Source organism: Streptomyces sp. WY228 (genome assembly GCF_019287315.1).
Taxonomy (GTDB): domain Bacteria; phylum Actinomycetota; class Actinomycetes; order Streptomycetales; family Streptomycetaceae; genus Streptomyces; species Streptomyces caviscabies.
The window spans coordinates 2,340,672-2,356,048 of the sequence record NZ_CP079114.1 but is presented as its reverse complement, the minus strand read 5'-3'; the positions used below and the strand labels follow the sequence as shown (position 1 = coordinate 2,356,048).

The 15,377-nt window shown below is 73.2% G+C and carries 12 protein-coding genes and 3 tRNA genes; 10 read left to right on the top strand and 5 right to left on the bottom strand.

All coding sequences use genetic code 11. The annotated features are described in order from the left end of the window. Positions 1-168: 168 nt before the first annotated feature. Together KV381_RS10190 and KV381_RS10185 are read right to left on the bottom strand one after the other, a co-directional pair. Positions 169-1,620 carry an FGGY family carbohydrate kinase gene (locus tag KV381_RS10190; RefSeq protein WP_030622152.1) on the bottom strand — a complete coding sequence of 484 codons (1,452 nt, stop codon included), beginning with the start codon at positions 1,618-1,620 and terminating at the stop codon, positions 169-171. A gap of 67 nt (positions 1,621-1,687) precedes the next feature. Beyond that, the gene (locus tag KV381_RS10185; RefSeq protein WP_030078067.1) at positions 1,688-1,996 is read right to left on the bottom strand and encodes a hypothetical protein; all 309 of its coding nucleotides are present in this window, start codon (positions 1,994-1,996) and stop codon (positions 1,688-1,690) included. A 182-nt stretch (positions 1,997-2,178) separates the two neighbouring features. Here KV381_RS10185 and KV381_RS10180 point away from each other — a divergent pair. The 6 genes from KV381_RS10180 to KV381_RS10155 all read left to right on the top strand — a co-directional run bounded on the left by KV381_RS10180 (position 2,179) and on the right by KV381_RS10155 (position 5,684). Next, positions 2,179-2,251: transfer RNA gene (locus KV381_RS10180), tRNA-Asn, on the top strand. A gap of 5 nt (positions 2,252-2,256) precedes the next feature. Beyond that, positions 2,257-2,329: transfer RNA gene (locus KV381_RS10175), tRNA-Asn, on the top strand. 235 nt (positions 2,330-2,564) lie between these two features. Beyond that, positions 2,565-2,638: transfer RNA gene (locus tag KV381_RS10170), tRNA-Ile, on the top strand. Positions 2,639-2,912: 274 nt separating this feature from the next. Beyond that, positions 2,913-4,037, top strand: coding sequence for an FAD-binding oxidoreductase (locus KV381_RS10165; protein WP_030078069.1), 1,125 nt, complete (start codon positions 2,913-2,915; stop codon positions 4,035-4,037). Next, positions 4,034-4,954, top strand: a complete 921-nt coding sequence (locus KV381_RS10160) for an NAD(P)H-binding protein (protein ID WP_193463914.1) — start codon at positions 4,034-4,036, stop codon at positions 4,952-4,954. The genes KV381_RS10165 and KV381_RS10160 overlap by 4 nt, the downstream gene beginning before the upstream one ends. A 43-nt stretch (positions 4,955-4,997) precedes the next feature. Beyond that, on the top strand, positions 4,998-5,684 hold the full coding sequence (locus KV381_RS10155; RefSeq protein WP_030078073.1) for a DsbA family protein: 687 nt from the start codon (positions 4,998-5,000) through the stop codon (positions 5,682-5,684). A 152-nt stretch (positions 5,685-5,836) separates the two neighbouring features. Here the strand turns inward: KV381_RS10155 and KV381_RS10150 are convergent, their stop codons facing one another. Continuing rightward, positions 5,837-6,289, bottom strand: a complete 453-nt coding sequence (locus KV381_RS10150; RefSeq protein ID WP_050495505.1) for a cupin domain-containing protein — start codon at positions 6,287-6,289, stop codon at positions 5,837-5,839. Between the two features lie 236 nt (positions 6,290-6,525). Between KV381_RS10150 and KV381_RS10145 the strand changes: the two genes are divergently transcribed. Beyond that, entirely contained in the window at positions 6,526-8,148 is a 1,623-nt protein-coding gene (locus KV381_RS10145; RefSeq protein WP_030078077.1) for an FAD-binding oxidoreductase, read from the top strand. A 63-nt stretch (positions 8,149-8,211) separates the two neighbouring features. On the opposite strand, the gene pcaB is transcribed toward KV381_RS10145, so the two are convergent. Both pcaB and KV381_RS10135 read right to left on the bottom strand, forming a co-directional pair. Further along, positions 8,212-9,675, bottom strand: coding sequence for a 3-carboxy-cis,cis-muconate cycloisomerase (gene pcaB / locus KV381_RS10140; RefSeq protein WP_218785089.1), 1,464 nt, complete (start codon positions 9,673-9,675; stop codon positions 8,212-8,214). Further along, on the bottom strand, positions 9,672-11,840 hold the full coding sequence (locus KV381_RS10135) for an FAD/NAD(P)-binding domain-containing protein (protein ID WP_078611077.1): 2,169 nt from the start codon (positions 11,838-11,840) through the stop codon (positions 9,672-9,674). Before KV381_RS10135 ends, pcaB begins: the two co-directional genes overlap by 4 nt. Before the next feature lie 251 nt (positions 11,841-12,091). On the opposite strand from KV381_RS10135, the gene KV381_RS10130 reads away from it, so the two are divergent. From KV381_RS10130 to KV381_RS10120, 3 genes are read left to right on the top strand one after another with little or no spacing between them, the layout of a single operon-like run. Beyond that, positions 12,092-13,342, top strand: coding sequence for an aspartate kinase (locus KV381_RS10130; protein WP_030078083.1), 1,251 nt, complete (start codon positions 12,092-12,094; stop codon positions 13,340-13,342). 29 nt (positions 13,343-13,371) lie between these two features. Continuing rightward, positions 13,372-14,172 (top strand): 2-amino-3,7-dideoxy-D-threo-hept-6-ulosonate synthase, encoded by an 801-nt coding sequence (locus tag KV381_RS10125; protein WP_030078085.1) that lies wholly within the window; start codon positions 13,372-13,374, stop codon positions 14,170-14,172. A gap of 60 nt (positions 14,173-14,232) precedes the next feature. After that, positions 14,233-15,342 carry a 3-dehydroquinate synthase II gene (locus KV381_RS10120; protein WP_030078087.1) on the top strand — a complete coding sequence of 370 codons (1,110 nt, stop codon included), beginning with the start codon at positions 14,233-14,235 and terminating at the stop codon, positions 15,340-15,342. The last annotated feature ends 35 nt before the right edge of the window (positions 15,343-15,377 follow it).

The window sequence follows — 15,377 nt, the reverse complement described above, 5'->3', positions numbered from 1 at the left end:
CGGAATCGGCGGAAGGCAGAGGCCGAACCAGTTTCGCGTACGCCGTACTCCGAGAGCGAACCCTTTTCCCCAAGCCCGGGTCAAACCTGGAGCACGCGGGGAGAACCCGCGCGCTCCGGGGGCGCGGCGGCGCGCTCGGGCGTCATGGCCGCACGCCGACGCCCGCGCTCACTCCGGGTGGACGCCCCGGAAGGCCCCGGGATGGATCTGGTCCCGGGTCGCCGCGTACTGCTGACGCACCGCACCGCCGACCGCCAGCTCGTCGCCGGGCTCCAGCACCTGGGCCGCCGCGCCCTGCCAGGCCGGGGGAGTGCGCGGGTCGAGGGAGCCCTGCGAGACCCCGAGCGCCCAGGCCGCCTGCCGGGCCGCGCCGAGCGCCGCGTACTGGGCGGGCTGCGGCACCACGACCTGGGTGCCGAACACCGCCGGCGCCAGCGCCTGCACGGCAGGCAGCTCGGCGGCGGCGCCCAGCAGGAACACCCGCCGCACCTCCACACCCCGCCCGCGCAGGACGTCCAGGGCGTCGGCGAGCGAACACAGCATGCCCTCGAACGAGGCCCGCGCCAGATGCTCCGGCTTCATCGACTCGCGCCGCAGCCCGCTCAGGGTGCCCGCGGTGTGCGGAAGCTGCGGGGTGCGCTCACCTTCGAGGTAGGGCAGCAGGACGAGCCCCGAAGCGCCGGGCGTCGACTTCAGGGCGAGCGCGGACAGCTCCTCAAGACCGTCCACGCCCAGCATCTCGGCGGTGCCGCGCAGCGCGCGTACGGCATTGGAGAGGTGCACCACCGGCAGATGCATCCCGGTGGCGTCGGCGAACGAGGTGATCATGCCGCTCTGATCGGCGAGCGCCTCGTGGTGCACCGCCATCACGGACCCGGAGGCCCCCAGCGACACCACCGCGTCGCCCACCGCGACCCCGAGCCCGAAGGCCGCGGCCATGGTCTCGCCGGTGCCCGCGGAGATCAGCAGCCCTTCCGGGGTCATCCCGGCGGAGTCGGCGGGCCCGAGCACCTCGGGCAGCGCGGCGGAGTGCCCGAGGGCGATCTCCACCAGATCGGGGCGGTAGGAGGCGGACCCGGCCGACCAGTACCCGGTGCCCGAGGCCGCGCCCCGGTCCGTGGTCCGCCGGGCGGGCCGGCCCAGCAACTGCCACACGAGCCAGTCGTGCGGCTGGAGCACGGCGGCCACCCGCTGGGCGTTCTCCGGCTCGGTCCGCGCCAGCCAGCGCAGCTTCGCCACCGGCTGCGCGGCGCTCGGCACGGCCCCGACGGCCTCCGCCCAGGCCTGCCGCCCGCCCAGCGCGTCGACGAGATCGGCGGCCGCGACCTGCGCCCGCCGGTCGTTGCCGAGCAGCGCGGGACGCACGAGGTTGCCCTGCTGGTCCAGCGGCACGAGCCCGTGCTGCTGCGCGGAGACCCCGATGGCCTGCACGCCTTCGAGCAGCCCGCCGGAGGCCGCCTCACCGAGCGAGAGCAGCCAGGCCTGCGGATCGACCTCGGTGGCCTTCGCCTCGACCGGGTGGGCGGCGTACCCCTCCCGGAGCACGGCGCCCGACTCCGTGTCGCAGACGACGATGTGAGTGAAGGCGGAAGAACTGTCCAACCCCGCGACTATGCCCATACGGAGATTCTGCCGCACCACGCGACGTTCCCGTAACCGACGCCTTCGGCCGCCGGGCCCCCGTCGCTCAGGTGTTCGTGGTCCCCCAGTCGTCCTCGACGCCGCCGTTGTGGCTGCTGCGCTCCCGCAGCGACCGCACCCGCTCGGCGACGGAGGCGGGCACCTTGTCCCCGACCTTGTCGCTGACCGAGTGGTACGCCTTGCCCGCGATGTCCCGCCCGCTGTGCGCGGCACTCTCGGCGGCGTTGCGCACGGCGGGGTTCTCCGCGAACTGCCGGGCCGACTTCTTCAACTGCTCGTAACGCTCGCGCCCGGCTCGCGTGCCGAGCACGTAACCGAGGGCCACTCCGGCGATGAACGTGAGCCGGTACCGCATGGCTGCCACCCTTCCTACGCTTGGTGCGACGTGTGCAGCCCGCCTACCCGCGAGCACCCGAGATCACCCCGGGCGATACCGATTGGCGGAGCACCCCCCTGCTTGCGCTAATGTATGTGTCGCAGCGAACGCGCGCCGCCCGGCAGCCGCCAGGCAGGTACGATTTCGAAGCAACGCAGCAATCCCCTGTAGCTCAATTGGCAGAGCAGCCGGCTGTTAACCGGCAGGTTACTGGTTCGAGTCCAGTCGGGGGAGCGCGATCCCCTGTAGCTCAATTGGCAGAGCATTCGGCTGTTAACCGGAGGGTTACTGGTTCGAGTCCAGTCGGGGGAGCGGAACGGAAGAGGGCCCCTCGGGGTCCTCTTTCGCGTGTGGCCCGGATCCCCTTCCGGGGCCCCGGGCGGACCCGGAGGACGACTCTTTCGGGTCTCCTCGATCTCGCCCGCAACCGGGCAGCACGCAGCGACGTCCTCAAGATCAGGTGAAGCCGGTCAACCGGAGCGAGAGATCGTATGACCGGCTATGCTGCGGCAGACGGTGCGCACACTTGTACGCGCCACGCCGAAACGGGGCGGTAGCTCAGCCGGTTAGAGCAGCGGACTCATAATCCGTCGGCCGTGGGTTCGAGTCCCACCCGCCCCACCGAGCGATGACTGGCAGGAACGTTCCGACCAGCGTTGAAGCGCCCCAACTGGTGGAGACCAGAGTGGGGCGCTTCGGTGTTTCAGGGGTACTCGGCTCCGGGGGCCGCCGGGCGTGCGGGCGCGACCGTGAGGCGTCACGAATCACGCGAACGCGTGATGGCAGCCCCCGGCCGCTCCAGGATGCTCGGTCCGCAAGCTGACTGGATGCTGCGGCAGGAGGCCTACCGTGACCCGTTCTGTGCCGACGAACTCCTGGCTCGGGAGCCCGGACCATGGGTGAACACCGGCGTGACATCGATATCGCGGTCATCGGCGCGGGCGTGCTCGGGCTCGCGACCACGGACAGTCTGGTGCGCCGGGGCGCCGACGTCGTCTGCTTCGACGGGCGGGTGCCCGGCAGCGGGCTGTCCGGCGGGCTGACCCGGACGTTCCGGCACCGGCACGACGACGAGCGGCATGTGGCGCTCGCGGTGGACGGGCGGGCCGGGTTCGCCGAGTGGGAGCGGCGCAGCGGGAAGGTGCTGATCGGTGACGAGGGCGCCGTCTACGCCGGCATGGGGCCCGCCGATGTGAAGGGGCTGGCCCTGCACGGGGTGGCGCACCACTTCGTGGAGGCCGCCGGGCAGGACTCCGTGTTCCCCGGGCTCGCCCCGGTGGACGGTCCGCTGCTCGTCGACCCGGGGGCCGGAGCGATCCGGGCCCGGCACACCATCGACGCGCTCGTCGGCTGGGTGCGCGACCGGATCGTCAACGCCCACATCCACAGCGTCACCGTGCCCGCCGACGGCGACGGCGTGGAGATCCAGACCACCGAGGCCATCTACCGGGCCCGGCACGTCGTGATCGCCGCGGGCACCGCCGTACCGGCCCTCGCCCGGGGCGTCGGGATCGACATCCCGCTGGAGTCGCGGCTGCACGTGCGCCCGCACTTCCGGGTCCGGGGGCACGAGCCGGGCCGCACCCGGGCGTTGCCGTGCTGGGTCGACCGCGCCGGGATCTGGGGCGAGACGGTGTACGGGTCTCCGATCGGCGACACCGGGCGGTATGTGATCGGGCTCATCGGCACCGAGGTCGACATCCCGTTCGGCCCGGACGGCGCCCTGCCCGAGGGCAGCACCACCCTGGACGACGCCCGGCGGGTCGTCGCGTACGTCGAGCGGGCGCTGCCCGGACTCGACCCGGAACCCGTGGGCGTACGCGTCTGCGTGATGACCAAACTGCCGGCGGGCAGCGACGCGCTCCGGGCCTGGCACACCCCCGGCGTCACGGCCGTCGCCGGGCACAACCTGTTCAAGATGGCCCCCGTGCTCGGCGAACTCCTCGCCGACACCGCCCTGGAGGACCGGCTGCCCGACCGGCTGGCGGACGTCGGGGCCGGAGCTCTGGTCGCACCGTGACGGCGCCCCCCGCCGGCCGGATCGCGGTGACCGGGGCCACCGGCACGCTCGGCAGCGCGCTCGTACGGGAGTTGGCGGCGCGCGGCCACCGGCCCCTGGCGCTCGTCCGGCCGGGCCGGGCCGGGGCGGTCGTGGCGGCGGCGGACCCGGTCGAGGCGGAGCTGGGCGACGGCGGGCCGGAGGCCGTACGGCGGCTCGCCGAGGCGCTGTCGGACACCCGGGCCCTGTTCCTGCTGACTCCGTTCCACCCCCGGCAGGACCTGCTCCAGCGAACCGTCATCGAAGCGGCGGCGGCCGCCGGGGTCGCCCATGTCGTCAAACTGTCGGCCCTGGGCGCGGACCCGGAGTCACCGGTCCTCGTCCACCGCCAGCACGGCCTCGCCGAACGGGCCCTGGCCGACCGGGGCGTCGCCCATACCGTCCTGCGCCCCAACGCGTTCACGCAGAACGCCGCCCAGTGGCTCGGCACCATCGCCTCCCGGGGCGCCGTACTGCTCCCGGTCGGGCGGGCCCGCGTCAGCATGGTCGACGTACGGGACATCGCGGCGGCCGCCGCGACCCTGCTCATCGGCCGGCCCGGCCACGGCGAGGCGTACGAGCTGACGGGGCCCCGGGCGCTCACCTACGCCGAGGCCGCCGAGGAGCTGACGGCGGCCTCCGGGCGGCGGATCCGCTACCTGGACGTCTCCGAGGACGTGGCGCGCGAGGCGATGCTCGGGGCGGGCGTCCCGGCCTGGGCGGTGGCCGCCCGGCTCCAGCTGTACGCGACCTACACCGCCGGGGAGGCCGAGACGGTCACCGGGGCGCTGCGGGAGCTGACCGGACGGCCGCCGAGGCCGTTCGCGGACTTCGCGCGCCTGCTCGCGGAGCGCATCCGGGCCCTGCCCGCCCCCGGCCCGGCGGAGGTGACCCGGTGAGCACCGACAGCGATACCGTCCGCGGCCCGGCGGAGGTGGCCCGGTGAGCATCGACGTCGCCCCCGGCACGCTGGTCGTCTTCGCCGACATCGGGTGCCCCTGGGCCCACCTCGCCCTCTACCGGCTGCACACCACCAGGACCGCGCTCGGGCTCGACGATCGGGTGCGCTTCGACATCCGGGCGTTCCCGCTGGAGCTGATCAACGAGATGTCCACGCCCAAGACGATCCTGGACGCGGAGACCCCGGTCGTCGGCGCGCTGGAGCCGGCGGCCGGCTGGCAGATGTGGCAACGCCCCGACCACACCTACCCGGTGAGCACCCTGCCCGCGATGGAGGCCGTCGAGGCGGCCAAGGAGCAGGGGCTCGCGGCGAGCGAGACCCTCGATCTGGCCCTGCGCGTGGCGCTGTTCGGGCAGAGCCGCACCATCACCATGCGCCACGAGATCCTCGCCGTCGCCCGCGCGTGCGCCGGGGTGGACGCCGAGGAGCTCAAGCGGGCCCTGGTGCGCGGGCGGGCCCGGGCCGTCATCGAGGAGCAGCTGGCCGTCTCGCTGGGCGACGCCGTGCAGGGCAGCCCGCATGTGTTCGCTCCCGGCGGGCTCGACGCCCACAACCCGGGCGTCGAGCGCCACTGGCTCGGCCCGATGGGGGCCGGCTTCCCCGTCGTGGACCGGGACGAGCCCGGTCCCGTGTACGAGGCGCTGCTCAAGCGGGCCGCCCAGGGCTGAACCCCACGGAACAGCGACAGGAACAGCCACCGGAGCAGCGACGAACACAGCGGCGGAGGCCGCCCACCGGAGGAGTGTCGGTGGGCGGCCTCCGCCGCTGTGTCCTGTCGTGTCGCGGTGGCGTCGTGCCGCGGCCACCGCGACCACCACGCTCACTCCGGCACGATGATCATGCCGAAGTCCTCCGCCCGCTGCACCACCAGCTGTTCGTAGCCGACCGGCTCGTCCGGGCGGTCCTTCCCCGGCACGACCGGCGAGCCGATCTCCATGAAGAAGTTCTCGAAACCGGCCGGAGCGAGCACGAAGAGCAGCTTCGTGATTTTGCTGGAGTCATTGCGGAATTTGTGCTTCGCGCCGCGCGGAATGAAGATGAACGCGCCGCTCTCCGCCTTGATGACTTCGTCGCCCGACGCCACGGTGAGTTCACCGTCGAGAAGATAGAAGATCTCGTCCGCGTCGTTGTGGATGTGCATCGGCGGACCGTTGTCCGGGGCTATCTCCCCTTCGAGCAGGGTGAATCCCGGGCCGGTGGTGCCCTTTCCCGCCTTCACCGTGTACTTGTCGCCCTGCAGGGCCCAGACACTGGGCCCTTCGCCGGGAGCCACGTACGTAATCGATTCCGATCCTGTTCCAGCGCCCTGCGGGCCCCACGGGATACTCATCGGCTTCCTCACGGTCGTCGTCACGGTCGTCACGTCGTTGCCGTGGTCAAGTCAACCGGGGAGCCGTGCGCCGGGCATCACGTGATCACGTGATGTGGCGGTGCGCGCCGCGATGACATCTTCCCCGGAACAGGCATCCCGGCAGCTCGCCGGGGATCGTCGACAACGGAGGAAGAACCATGACCCCGGTATCGCGCAGACGACTTCTCACCGGCACCGCGGCGGCGGTGGGGGCCACGGCGCTGGTCGGGCCGGCCGAGGCGGCGGCGTCCGGGAGCCCCGCCCGTACGCGGCAGATCCGCGCGCTGACCGTGGCCCCGGCGGACATCCGCTACTCGGGGCTGACCAGCGGTCAGAACCAGCTGTTCAGCAGCAGGCCCGAGGCGATACGGCTGCCGAACAGCACCGCCCAGGTGGTCAGCGCGGTGCAGGAGGCGGTGACGGCCGGCAAGCGGATCAGCGTCCGCGGCGGAGGCCACTGCTACGAGAACTTCGTCGACCACCCGGACGTCAAGGTGATCATCGACATGTCGGCCATGCGCGCGGTCGCCCACGACGCGCGGATGAACGCGTTCTCGGTGGAGGGCGGCGCCACGCTCGGCGAGATGTACCAGGTGATGTTCCGGCAGTGGGGCGTCACCCTGCCCGGCGGGGCCTGCTACTCGGTCGGCGTCGGCGGCCATGTCACCGGCGGCGGCTACGGCAACCTGAGCCGCCTCCACGGGCTGGTCGTCGACTATCTGTACGCGGTCGAGGTCGTCGTCGTCGACCCCGATGGGCGGGCCCGCTCCGTCATCGCCACCCGCGAGGCCGACGACCCCCACCGCGACCTCTGGTGGGCCCACACCGGCGGTGGCGGCGGCACCTTCGGCGTCGTGACCCGCTACTGGTTCCGCTCGCCCACCGCGACCGGCACCAACCCCTCGGCCCTGCTGCCCGCCCCGCCCTCCGACGTCCTGGTGACCTGGCTCCAGTGGCCCTGGGACCGGCTGAACGAGCGGAGCTTCACCCGGCTCGTGCACAACTACGGGCTCTGGAACGAGCAGAACAGCGCGCCCACCTCCCCGTACACCGGGCTGACCGCCCGTCTGGAGCCCGGCCCGAAGGCGGCCGGCGGCGGCGTCCTGCTCGCCGTGCAGATGGACACCGCCGTTCCGGGCGCCTCCCGGCTCCTCGCCGACTTCCTGGCCGCCGTCAACGACGGCGTGGGCGTGACCCCCGTAAACGTTCAGGAGCTGCACCGGCTGCCCTGGTTCCAGGCCACCGGCTGGCCCGGGTTCTGGATGAGCAACCCCACCGACCGCTACAAGTACAAGTCCAGCTACCACCGCAAGGGGCTCACCGGCGAGCAGACGGCCGGCCTCTACCGGGTGCTCACCGACTCCGACTACGACCACCCGGCCTTCGTCGTCTCCATCGCCGCGCACGGCGGCCAGGTCAACGCGGTGTCCCCGACCGCGACCGCCCAGCCGCACCGCGACAGCGTGCTGAAGCTGCTGTGGGGCACCGCCTGGGCCAACCCCGGCGACGACGCGAAGCACTTCGCGTACATCCGGCGGGCCTACTCCACCGTCTACGCCTCGACCGGCGGGGTGCCCGTCCTCGACGACGTGACCGACGGCTGCTACATCAACTACGCCGACGGCGATCTCACCGACCGGGTGCGGCGCAACCGCTCCGGCGTCGCCTGGCACGACCTGTACTGGAAGCAGAACTACCCCGCGCTCCAGCGTGCCAAGTCCCGCTGGGACCGGCGGAACGTCTTCCGCCACGCGCAGTCCGTCAGGCCGGTCGGATCCTGACCCGCGCGGTCGGCGGGGCGCCCGGATCCCGGATCGCGGGAACCGGTGCCGGGCGCCCGTCGCTCAGCGGTCCGCGTGCCGGGCCAGGACCCGGTCCGCGAGAATGCCGGCCGCGCCCAGATAGCCCGAGGGCTCCAGCAGGTCCTTCGGCGCCCCGGGGCCGGTGAACAGCGCGGCGGCCTCCGGTACGGCGGCCAGCCGCTCGGCGAACGAGGCGCCGGGACCGCCCGCCGCCGCGCGCGCTTCCGTGACCTCCGACGCCGCCGCCTCCGAGGCCCCGGCCGCCTCCGCCGACAGCCGGGCCAGCAGCCGCTTCGCCGCCGCCTTGCCCACGGTCGGCGCGAGCAGCGCGTTGAGCCGTTCCGCGAAGAGCTCGCCCTCGCCCGACTCGAGGTTGGCGCGCATCCGCTCCGGGAACACCGTGAGCCCGGAGGCCAGTTCGGCCGCGCTGTCCGCCGCGCCCGCCGTCAGCCGCAGGCACTCCCGCAGCGGCTGCCACTCCGCGTGCCAGCCGCCCGCCGCCCGCTCGTCCTCGGAGACCAGCGCCTGGGTGAGGACGAGGGCGAGCGGCGGCACCTGGCGGGCGGCCGAGGCGATCAGCGTGGCGAGGACCGGGTTACGTTTCTGCGGCATGGCCGAGGAGGCGCCCCGGCCCTCGCCGGACGGCTCGGCCGCCTCCGCCACCTCCGTACGGGCCAACCCCTGGACGTCCACCGCGAGTTTGCCCAGCGTGCCCGCCGTGAAGGAGAGCACCGCGCCCAGGTCGGCGAACGGGGTGCGCAGCGCGTGCCAGGGCACCGAGGGGGCGGTCAGGCCGAGGCGTCGGGCGAACGGTCCGACCAGCTCGGTGCCCCGGCCGGGCAGCCCGCCGCCGACCGCCGCCGGGGTGCCGACGGCGTACTCGTTGTACGCGGCCAGGGTGCCCGCCGCCCCGCCGAGCTGGGCGGGCAGACCGGTGGCCAGCACCGCCCTCAGCCGGTCCGACGCGTCCAGCACCAGGCTCAGCCAGCCCGCCGCCTTGAGCCCGAAGGTGATGGGCACCGCGTGCTGCGTCAGCGTCCGGCCGGCCATCGGGGTGTCGCGGTGGAGCGCCACCAGCAGCGCCAGCGCGTCCGCCGTCCTGACCAGGGCGTCGTCGGTGTACCGCAGCGCCCGGGCGGCGACCAGGACGGTCGCGGTGTCCAGCACGTCCTGACTGGTGCAGCCGTGGTGCACATGCTCCGCCGCCTCGGGCGACAGCTCCGCCACCGCCTCGGTCAGCGCCCCGACGAGCCCGACGACCGGGTTCGCCGCCCGGCGCGAGCCATGGGCGAGCGCCACCGGATCGATCCGGCCCGAGCGGGCCGCCGCCCTGATCGGGCCGACCGACGAGGCGGGCACGATGCCCAGTTCGGCCTGGGTCTCGGCCAGCGCGACCTCCACCTCCAGCATGGCCTCCAGATAGGCGCGGTCGGAGACCAGCGGTTCCGCACCGCCGCCCGCCCAGACCGGGGAGAGCAGACCCACGTCGTGCCGATCGCCGTTCATGAGGCTCCTTGGGCGGTGGGGGCGGGGACGGCCGCCGGCGGGCAGCTGGTGGGCAGCCAGGGCAGCGGGATGTGGCGGCGCAGCGGGGCGTCGTGGCGGGCCGGAGCCGCGGCGGCCGGCCGGACCGCCGCCAGGCAGCGGCGCGCGATGGCGTCGCTGTCGCCGAGGATGACCGAGTTGACGCCGGGACGTACGCCCGCCGCCGTCACCCAGTGCACGGACTCGGTGGGCACCCCGAAGGCGAACCGGCGCGGATGCGGGCGGCGGGCCGCGTCCAGCAGGTGGTACGGCCTGCGCGAGACGGCCACCCCGCCGGTCTCGTGGAACCCGCCGGCGCCGTCCGGGATGCGGTACGGCGCGCACTGGCCCGAACGCAGCAGCGAGCGCAGCAGCGGATCGGTGGTGGAGCGGAGGTCGGGCTCGCTGAGCCGCGCCTCGATCAGCGCCGAGACCCGTACGCCGGAGGCGGGCGCTCCGGCCGACCGGAGGACGAACCCGCCGTGTTCCGGCTCCGGTTCGGCCCGCACCCCGGGCAGGCACATCCGGACGACGCCGGCCTCGACGAGGGCGATCAGCTCCTCGATCCGGCGGGCGGGCGGGCCGATCGAGAGATACGCGTTGAGCGGGGTGTACCAGGCCCGCAGCTCGTCGCGGTACGAACGGCCGTTGATGCCGGCGTGGTCGACCACCAGCCGTATCTCGTTGCGCAGATCGCGCAGCACGTCCAGGGCCGCCTTCAACGGGCTGCTCACATTGCCCTTCAGCGCCTCGGCCACATCCTCGCGCAGATGGTCGAGCAGCCACCCCTGGAACACCCACCGGTCCGCGAACTCCCGCTCACCGTAGGGCCGTTCGATCAGCGGCCAGGACCAGCGCCGCTCCGCCGGAATGCCGTGACGGTCCAGCAGCGCGGCCTCCTCGGCGCCCTCGGGGCCGCCCCGGGCCACGAACTCCGCGCAGAACACCGCACCGGCCGCCGGCTCGCCCCGCTCGGCGAGCAGCGCCCGGTAGTAGACCGCGCGCACCTCCCGGGAGACCAGCGGCCAGACGTGCTCGTTGAAGGACAGCGTTCCGGTGCTCCGGTGCCGCTCGCGCAGCTCCTCGATGACCGAAGGGGTCAGGAACAGCGGCTCGTGCCGCCCGGAGACGCCCTTCTCGTTCTCACCGCGCGCGTGGTACGGAATTCCGCGCCGCGACCCCGCGTACAGCACCGGCTCCAAACCCGACGGGCGGTACACCAGCGCCCCGCCGCCGTCGCGCTCGAACACCCCGCCGCGCCCGCCGGTCAGCAGCGCGACGACGTCGAAGAAGGTCAGCCCCATCCCCAGCAGCCCGGTCGGCTGCCCCGCCCCGATCGCGGCGAAGTCCACGTCGGCGGGGTTGGCGGGCGGGAAGTAGAGGAGCCCGTTGCGCCGCGCGTACCGCCCGAACTCCCGCTCCCGCGCGGTCGGTTCCACCGGTACGTGGCCCTGGGCCAGGACCACCGCGTCCAGCTCGGCCAGCTCGCCGCCCCGGTCCAGCGTGACCACCTGGGTCCGCCGGCCGCCCGGTGCGTCGCGCAGCGCCACGGCCGTGGCGTGATGGACCGTGATGGTCAGGTTGGGCGGAGCGCCGCGCCGCAGCCGGTCCAGGACCCACATCAGATAGTGCCCGTAGAGCCGGCGCGTGGGGTACGCGTCGGGGCCCAGCGCCGCCGCCTCCCGGCGGACGTCGGCCGGCAGCCCGCCCGAGCCCAGCTCCTCCAGCAGGGCCGCCCACTGGTGCAGGCTCGGGCCGGGCACGACCGGCCCCGCGCAGTCCACGGACTCGTCGCAGTACAGCGTGATCTGCGACGCCACCGTGTTCATCAGCAACTCGGCCCGCTGACCGGTGCGCCACACCTGTCCGCCGTCCGGAAACGGGTCGACCAGGTGCACGGCGTACCGGCGCTCGCGTGCGTACGGGAGACCGGCGTTGGCGCAGAGCCGCTCCACCACCGAGATGCCGCGCGGGCCCGCGCCGACCACACAGATGCGGGTGACGCCCCCATCGGCCGGTGCCGAAGCAGAAGCCGCCGTCGAAGCCGAAGCCGAAGCCGCCGTCGAAGAGGCCGACGGCGGATCACCGGCCGTCCGGCCCTCGTCCGTCTCCTGGCCGGTGAACGGCCTTGCGCTGTCATTCGGCATGACACTCCTCGGGCCCCGGGCCGTACACGGAGAACAATCGGACTACCCCGCGGACGCTATGCCGTATCGCCGCGGCGGCACATCACGCCAACGCGGGATATCGGCGGCCCGCGCGCGGAGTTCGGGCATCCGCGGATTTCCGGAACGCCGAAGCCCTACATCACGTGTATCCGTGATCCGGTACCCATCGCCGATGTGTAGAAATGAATGCGCGCAACGTCATGTGCCCCGATCATCCGGTGCGAGGACATATGCCAGCAGCGATCCAGAAGTTCGGCGGGAGTTCCTTGGCGACTCCCGAGAAAATCCGCCAGGTCGCGGAGGTCGTCGCCCGTTCCCATTCCGTGGAGCGGGGCTCGGTGGTCGTCGTCTCGGCCCGGGGCGAGGAGACCGACGTCCTGCTGGCGGCGGCCGCGGAGCTCGGCGCCGCGCCGCCGCCCCGGGAGCTCGACCAACTGCTCACCACGGGGGAGAACGCCGCCGCCGCGCTGCTCGCCGTCGCCCTGCACGACCGGGGGCTGCCCGCCGTCTCGCTGACCGGGCCGCAGGCGGGCATCCGGGTGAGCGGCACGTACGGCGCGGGGATGATCTCCGCGATCGAGACGGGCCGGCTGCTCGCCGAACTGGGGCGCGGCCGGGTCGTCGTGGTCTCCGGCTTCCAGGGCGGTGACGGGAGAGGAGACGTGATCACACTCGGCCGCGGTGGTTCGGACACCACCGCGGTGGCGCTGGCGGCCGTGCTCGGCGCCCGCGCCTGCGAGATCCACACGGACGTTCCGGGGATCTACACCGCCGACCCCCGGGTCGTACCGGAAGCGCGCGTGCTGCCCACCGTCGACGCGGCGGTGATGGCCGAAATGGCCTTCGCCGGGGCGCGGGTGATGCATTCGCGTGCGGTGGAACTGGCCGCGGCCAACGGTCTGGACGTGGTGGTACGCGGCTCGTTCTCGGCAGAACCCGGAACCACCATCCTCGGACGGAGCGCCGACATGCTCGAAACGCAGGAACCTGTCACTGCCGTCGCGCACGACATGAACATCGCGATGGCCCTCACCCGCTCGGACCGTGTACGCGACGGTCTCGCGGCGGACATCCTCACCGAACTGGCCCGGTCCGCCGTCCCCATCGACCTGCTCTCCTTCGGCGTCCCGGACGGTCCGGGCCTCCGGATGGGGTTCGCCGTGCCCGGCAGCAGGCTGCCCGCCGCGCGGGAGGCCATCGACCGGATCGCCGCGCACCTGGGCTGCGAGACGGAGGTCGACGAGAAGGTCGGCAAGGTCTCGCTGGTGGGGGTGGGCCTGCTGAACCGGCCCGACTGCACCGCGCGGCTCCTCGCCGTACTGGCCCGGCTGGACGCCACCCCGAGCTGGGTCTCCTCGACCAACCTGCGGGTCTCGGCGATCGTTCCGCTGGACCGGGTACCGGAGGCGGTCAACGCCCTGCACCAGGAGTTCGGCCTCGGCCGCGACGACCTCGAAGCGCAGACGCTGGTCACGGCATGACCGGTGACGAGCACAGAAGGAGCACCCCCATGACGCTCAACGGCTCGTTCGGCGCGCGCCTGCGCGCCCGCAAGCTCTACCGGAACTCTCCCGACCGGCTGCTGGTGGTCCCGCTGGACCACTCCGTCACCGACGGGCCCATCGCCTCGGCCGCGGGCCTGAACCACATGGTGGGCCGGCTCGCCGACAACGGGGTCGACGCGGTCGTGCTGCACAAGGGCACCCTGCGCCGCCTCGACCCCGAGCCCTTCACCCGGACCTCGCTGATCGTGCACCTCAGCGTGAGCACCATGCACGCCCCCGACCCCGACGCCAAGTACCTGGTCAGCGACGTCGAGAACGCCCTGCGGCTGGGCGCGGACGCGGTCAGCGTCCATGTGAACGTGGGCTCCGCGGGCGAGGCCGCCCAGGTGTCCGACATGGCCGCCGTCGCGGACGCCTGCGACCGCTGGAACATCCCGCTGCTGGCGATGATGTACCCGCGCGGCCCCGAGATCAGCGACCCCCGGGACCTGGTGCTCATCAAACATGTCGCCACCCTCGCCGCCGACCTGGGCGCGGACCTGGTCAAGGTCCCCTGCCCCCGTACGGTGACGGACCTGGCCGACGTGGTGAGCGCCTGCCCGGTCCCCGTCCTGGTGGCCGGCGGACAGGCCGCCGCCACCACCGAGGAACTGCTCGACGCGGTGGGCGACATCCTCGACACCGGCGTCGGCGGGCTCGCCATGGGGCGCAACATCTTCCAGGCCGACGACCCGGGCAAGCGCGCCCGCCAGATCGCCGACCTGGTGCACGCCCCGTCCGCCCGGTACGGCCCGGCCGGCCTCTGACCATCCCCGTCACCACCTCGCCCCATCCGGAACGCACCGAGGAAACCGAGGAAGAGGACCATGAAGCTCACCTGGCTCGATCTGCGCAAGAAGAACGACGTCACCCCCGCGATCCTGGAGGAGGCGGTGCACCAGCGGCTGGACGGTGTGGTGGCGTCCTCCGCGGCGGACCTGGCGGACCTCCCGCCGACCGTGAAGAAGGTGCTCTTCCCCGACGGCCCGGAACTGCCGGAGGACTTCGGCCCGGCCGACATCGTGATCGTGCGGCCGGAGCTGCACGGCGAGCCCGCCGCCCTCGCCGCCCGCCACCCCGGTGTGGAGTTCGGCCGGTACGTGGAGATCGTGGACGCCCCGACCCTGGAGGTGGCCTGCCGCGCGGCCGCCACCGAGCGGTGGAGCATCCTGTGGTTCCGCGACCCCACCAAGATCCCGCTGGAGATCGTCATCGCGGCGGGCAAGGCCGCCAAGGGCACCGGCAGCATCATCACGGTCGCCCAGGACGTCGAGGAGGCCGAGATCATCTTCGGTGTGCTGGAACTCGGCTCCGACGGCGTGATGCTGGCCCCGGCGAAGGTCGGCGACGCCACCGCCCTCAAGGCCTCGGCCGTCTCCCGCACCCCGGACCTCGACATGGTCGAACTCACCATCACCGCCACCGCCCACATCGGCATGGGGGAGCGGGCCTGCGTCGACACCGTCACGCACTTCCGCCAGGACGAGGGCATCCTCGTCGGCTCCCACTCCAAGGGCATGATCCTCTGCGTCAGCGAGACCCATCCGCTGCCCTACATGCCCACCCGGCCGTTCCGGGTGAACGCCGGAGCCATCCACTCGTACACGCTGTCCCAGAACTCCCGCACCCACTACCTCAGCGAACTCACCGCCGGCAGCAAGGTGCTCGCCGTCGACGTCAAGGGCCAGACCCGGGTGGTGGCCGTCGGCCGGGTCAAGATCGAGAGCCGTCCGCTGCTCTCGGTGGACGCGGTGGCCGCCAACGGCACCACGGTCAACCTGATCCTCCAGGACGACTGGCACGTGCGGGTGCTGGGCCCCGGCGGGGTCGTGCACAACAGCACCGAACTCAAGCCCGGCGACGTCGTCCTCGGCTACCTGCCCACCGCCGACCGGCACGTCGGCTACGCGATCGACGAGTTCTGCCTGGAGAAGTAGGCGGCGGACGCCGGGGCCCGGGGAACCGATCGGTT

Excerpts from the sequence above, each read along its gene's own strand:
- KV381_RS10190 (WP_030622152.1), bottom strand. The coding sequence starts at position 1,620 with ATGGGCATAGTCGCGGGGTTGGACAGTTCTTCCGCCTTCACTCACATC.
- KV381_RS10185 (WP_030078067.1), bottom strand. The coding sequence starts at position 1,996 with ATGCGGTACCGGCTCACGTTCATCGCCGGAGTGGCCCTCGGTTACGTG.
- KV381_RS10165 (WP_030078069.1), top strand. The coding sequence starts at position 2,913 with ATGGGTGAACACCGGCGTGACATCGATATCGCGGTCATCGGCGCGGGC.
- KV381_RS10145 (WP_030078077.1), top strand. The coding sequence starts at position 6,526 with ATGACCCCGGTATCGCGCAGACGACTTCTCACCGGCACCGCGGCGGCG.
- pcaB (WP_218785089.1), bottom strand. The coding sequence starts at position 9,675 with ATGAACGGCGATCGGCACGACGTGGGTCTGCTCTCCCCGGTCTGGGCG.
- KV381_RS10135 (WP_078611077.1), bottom strand. The coding sequence starts at position 11,840 with ATGCCGAATGACAGCGCAAGGCCGTTCACCGGCCAGGAGACGGACGAG.
- KV381_RS10130 (WP_030078083.1), top strand. The coding sequence starts at position 12,092 with ATGCCAGCAGCGATCCAGAAGTTCGGCGGGAGTTCCTTGGCGACTCCC.
- KV381_RS10125 (WP_030078085.1), top strand. The coding sequence starts at position 13,372 with ATGACGCTCAACGGCTCGTTCGGCGCGCGCCTGCGCGCCCGCAAGCTC.
- KV381_RS10120 (WP_030078087.1), top strand. The coding sequence starts at position 14,233 with ATGAAGCTCACCTGGCTCGATCTGCGCAAGAAGAACGACGTCACCCCC.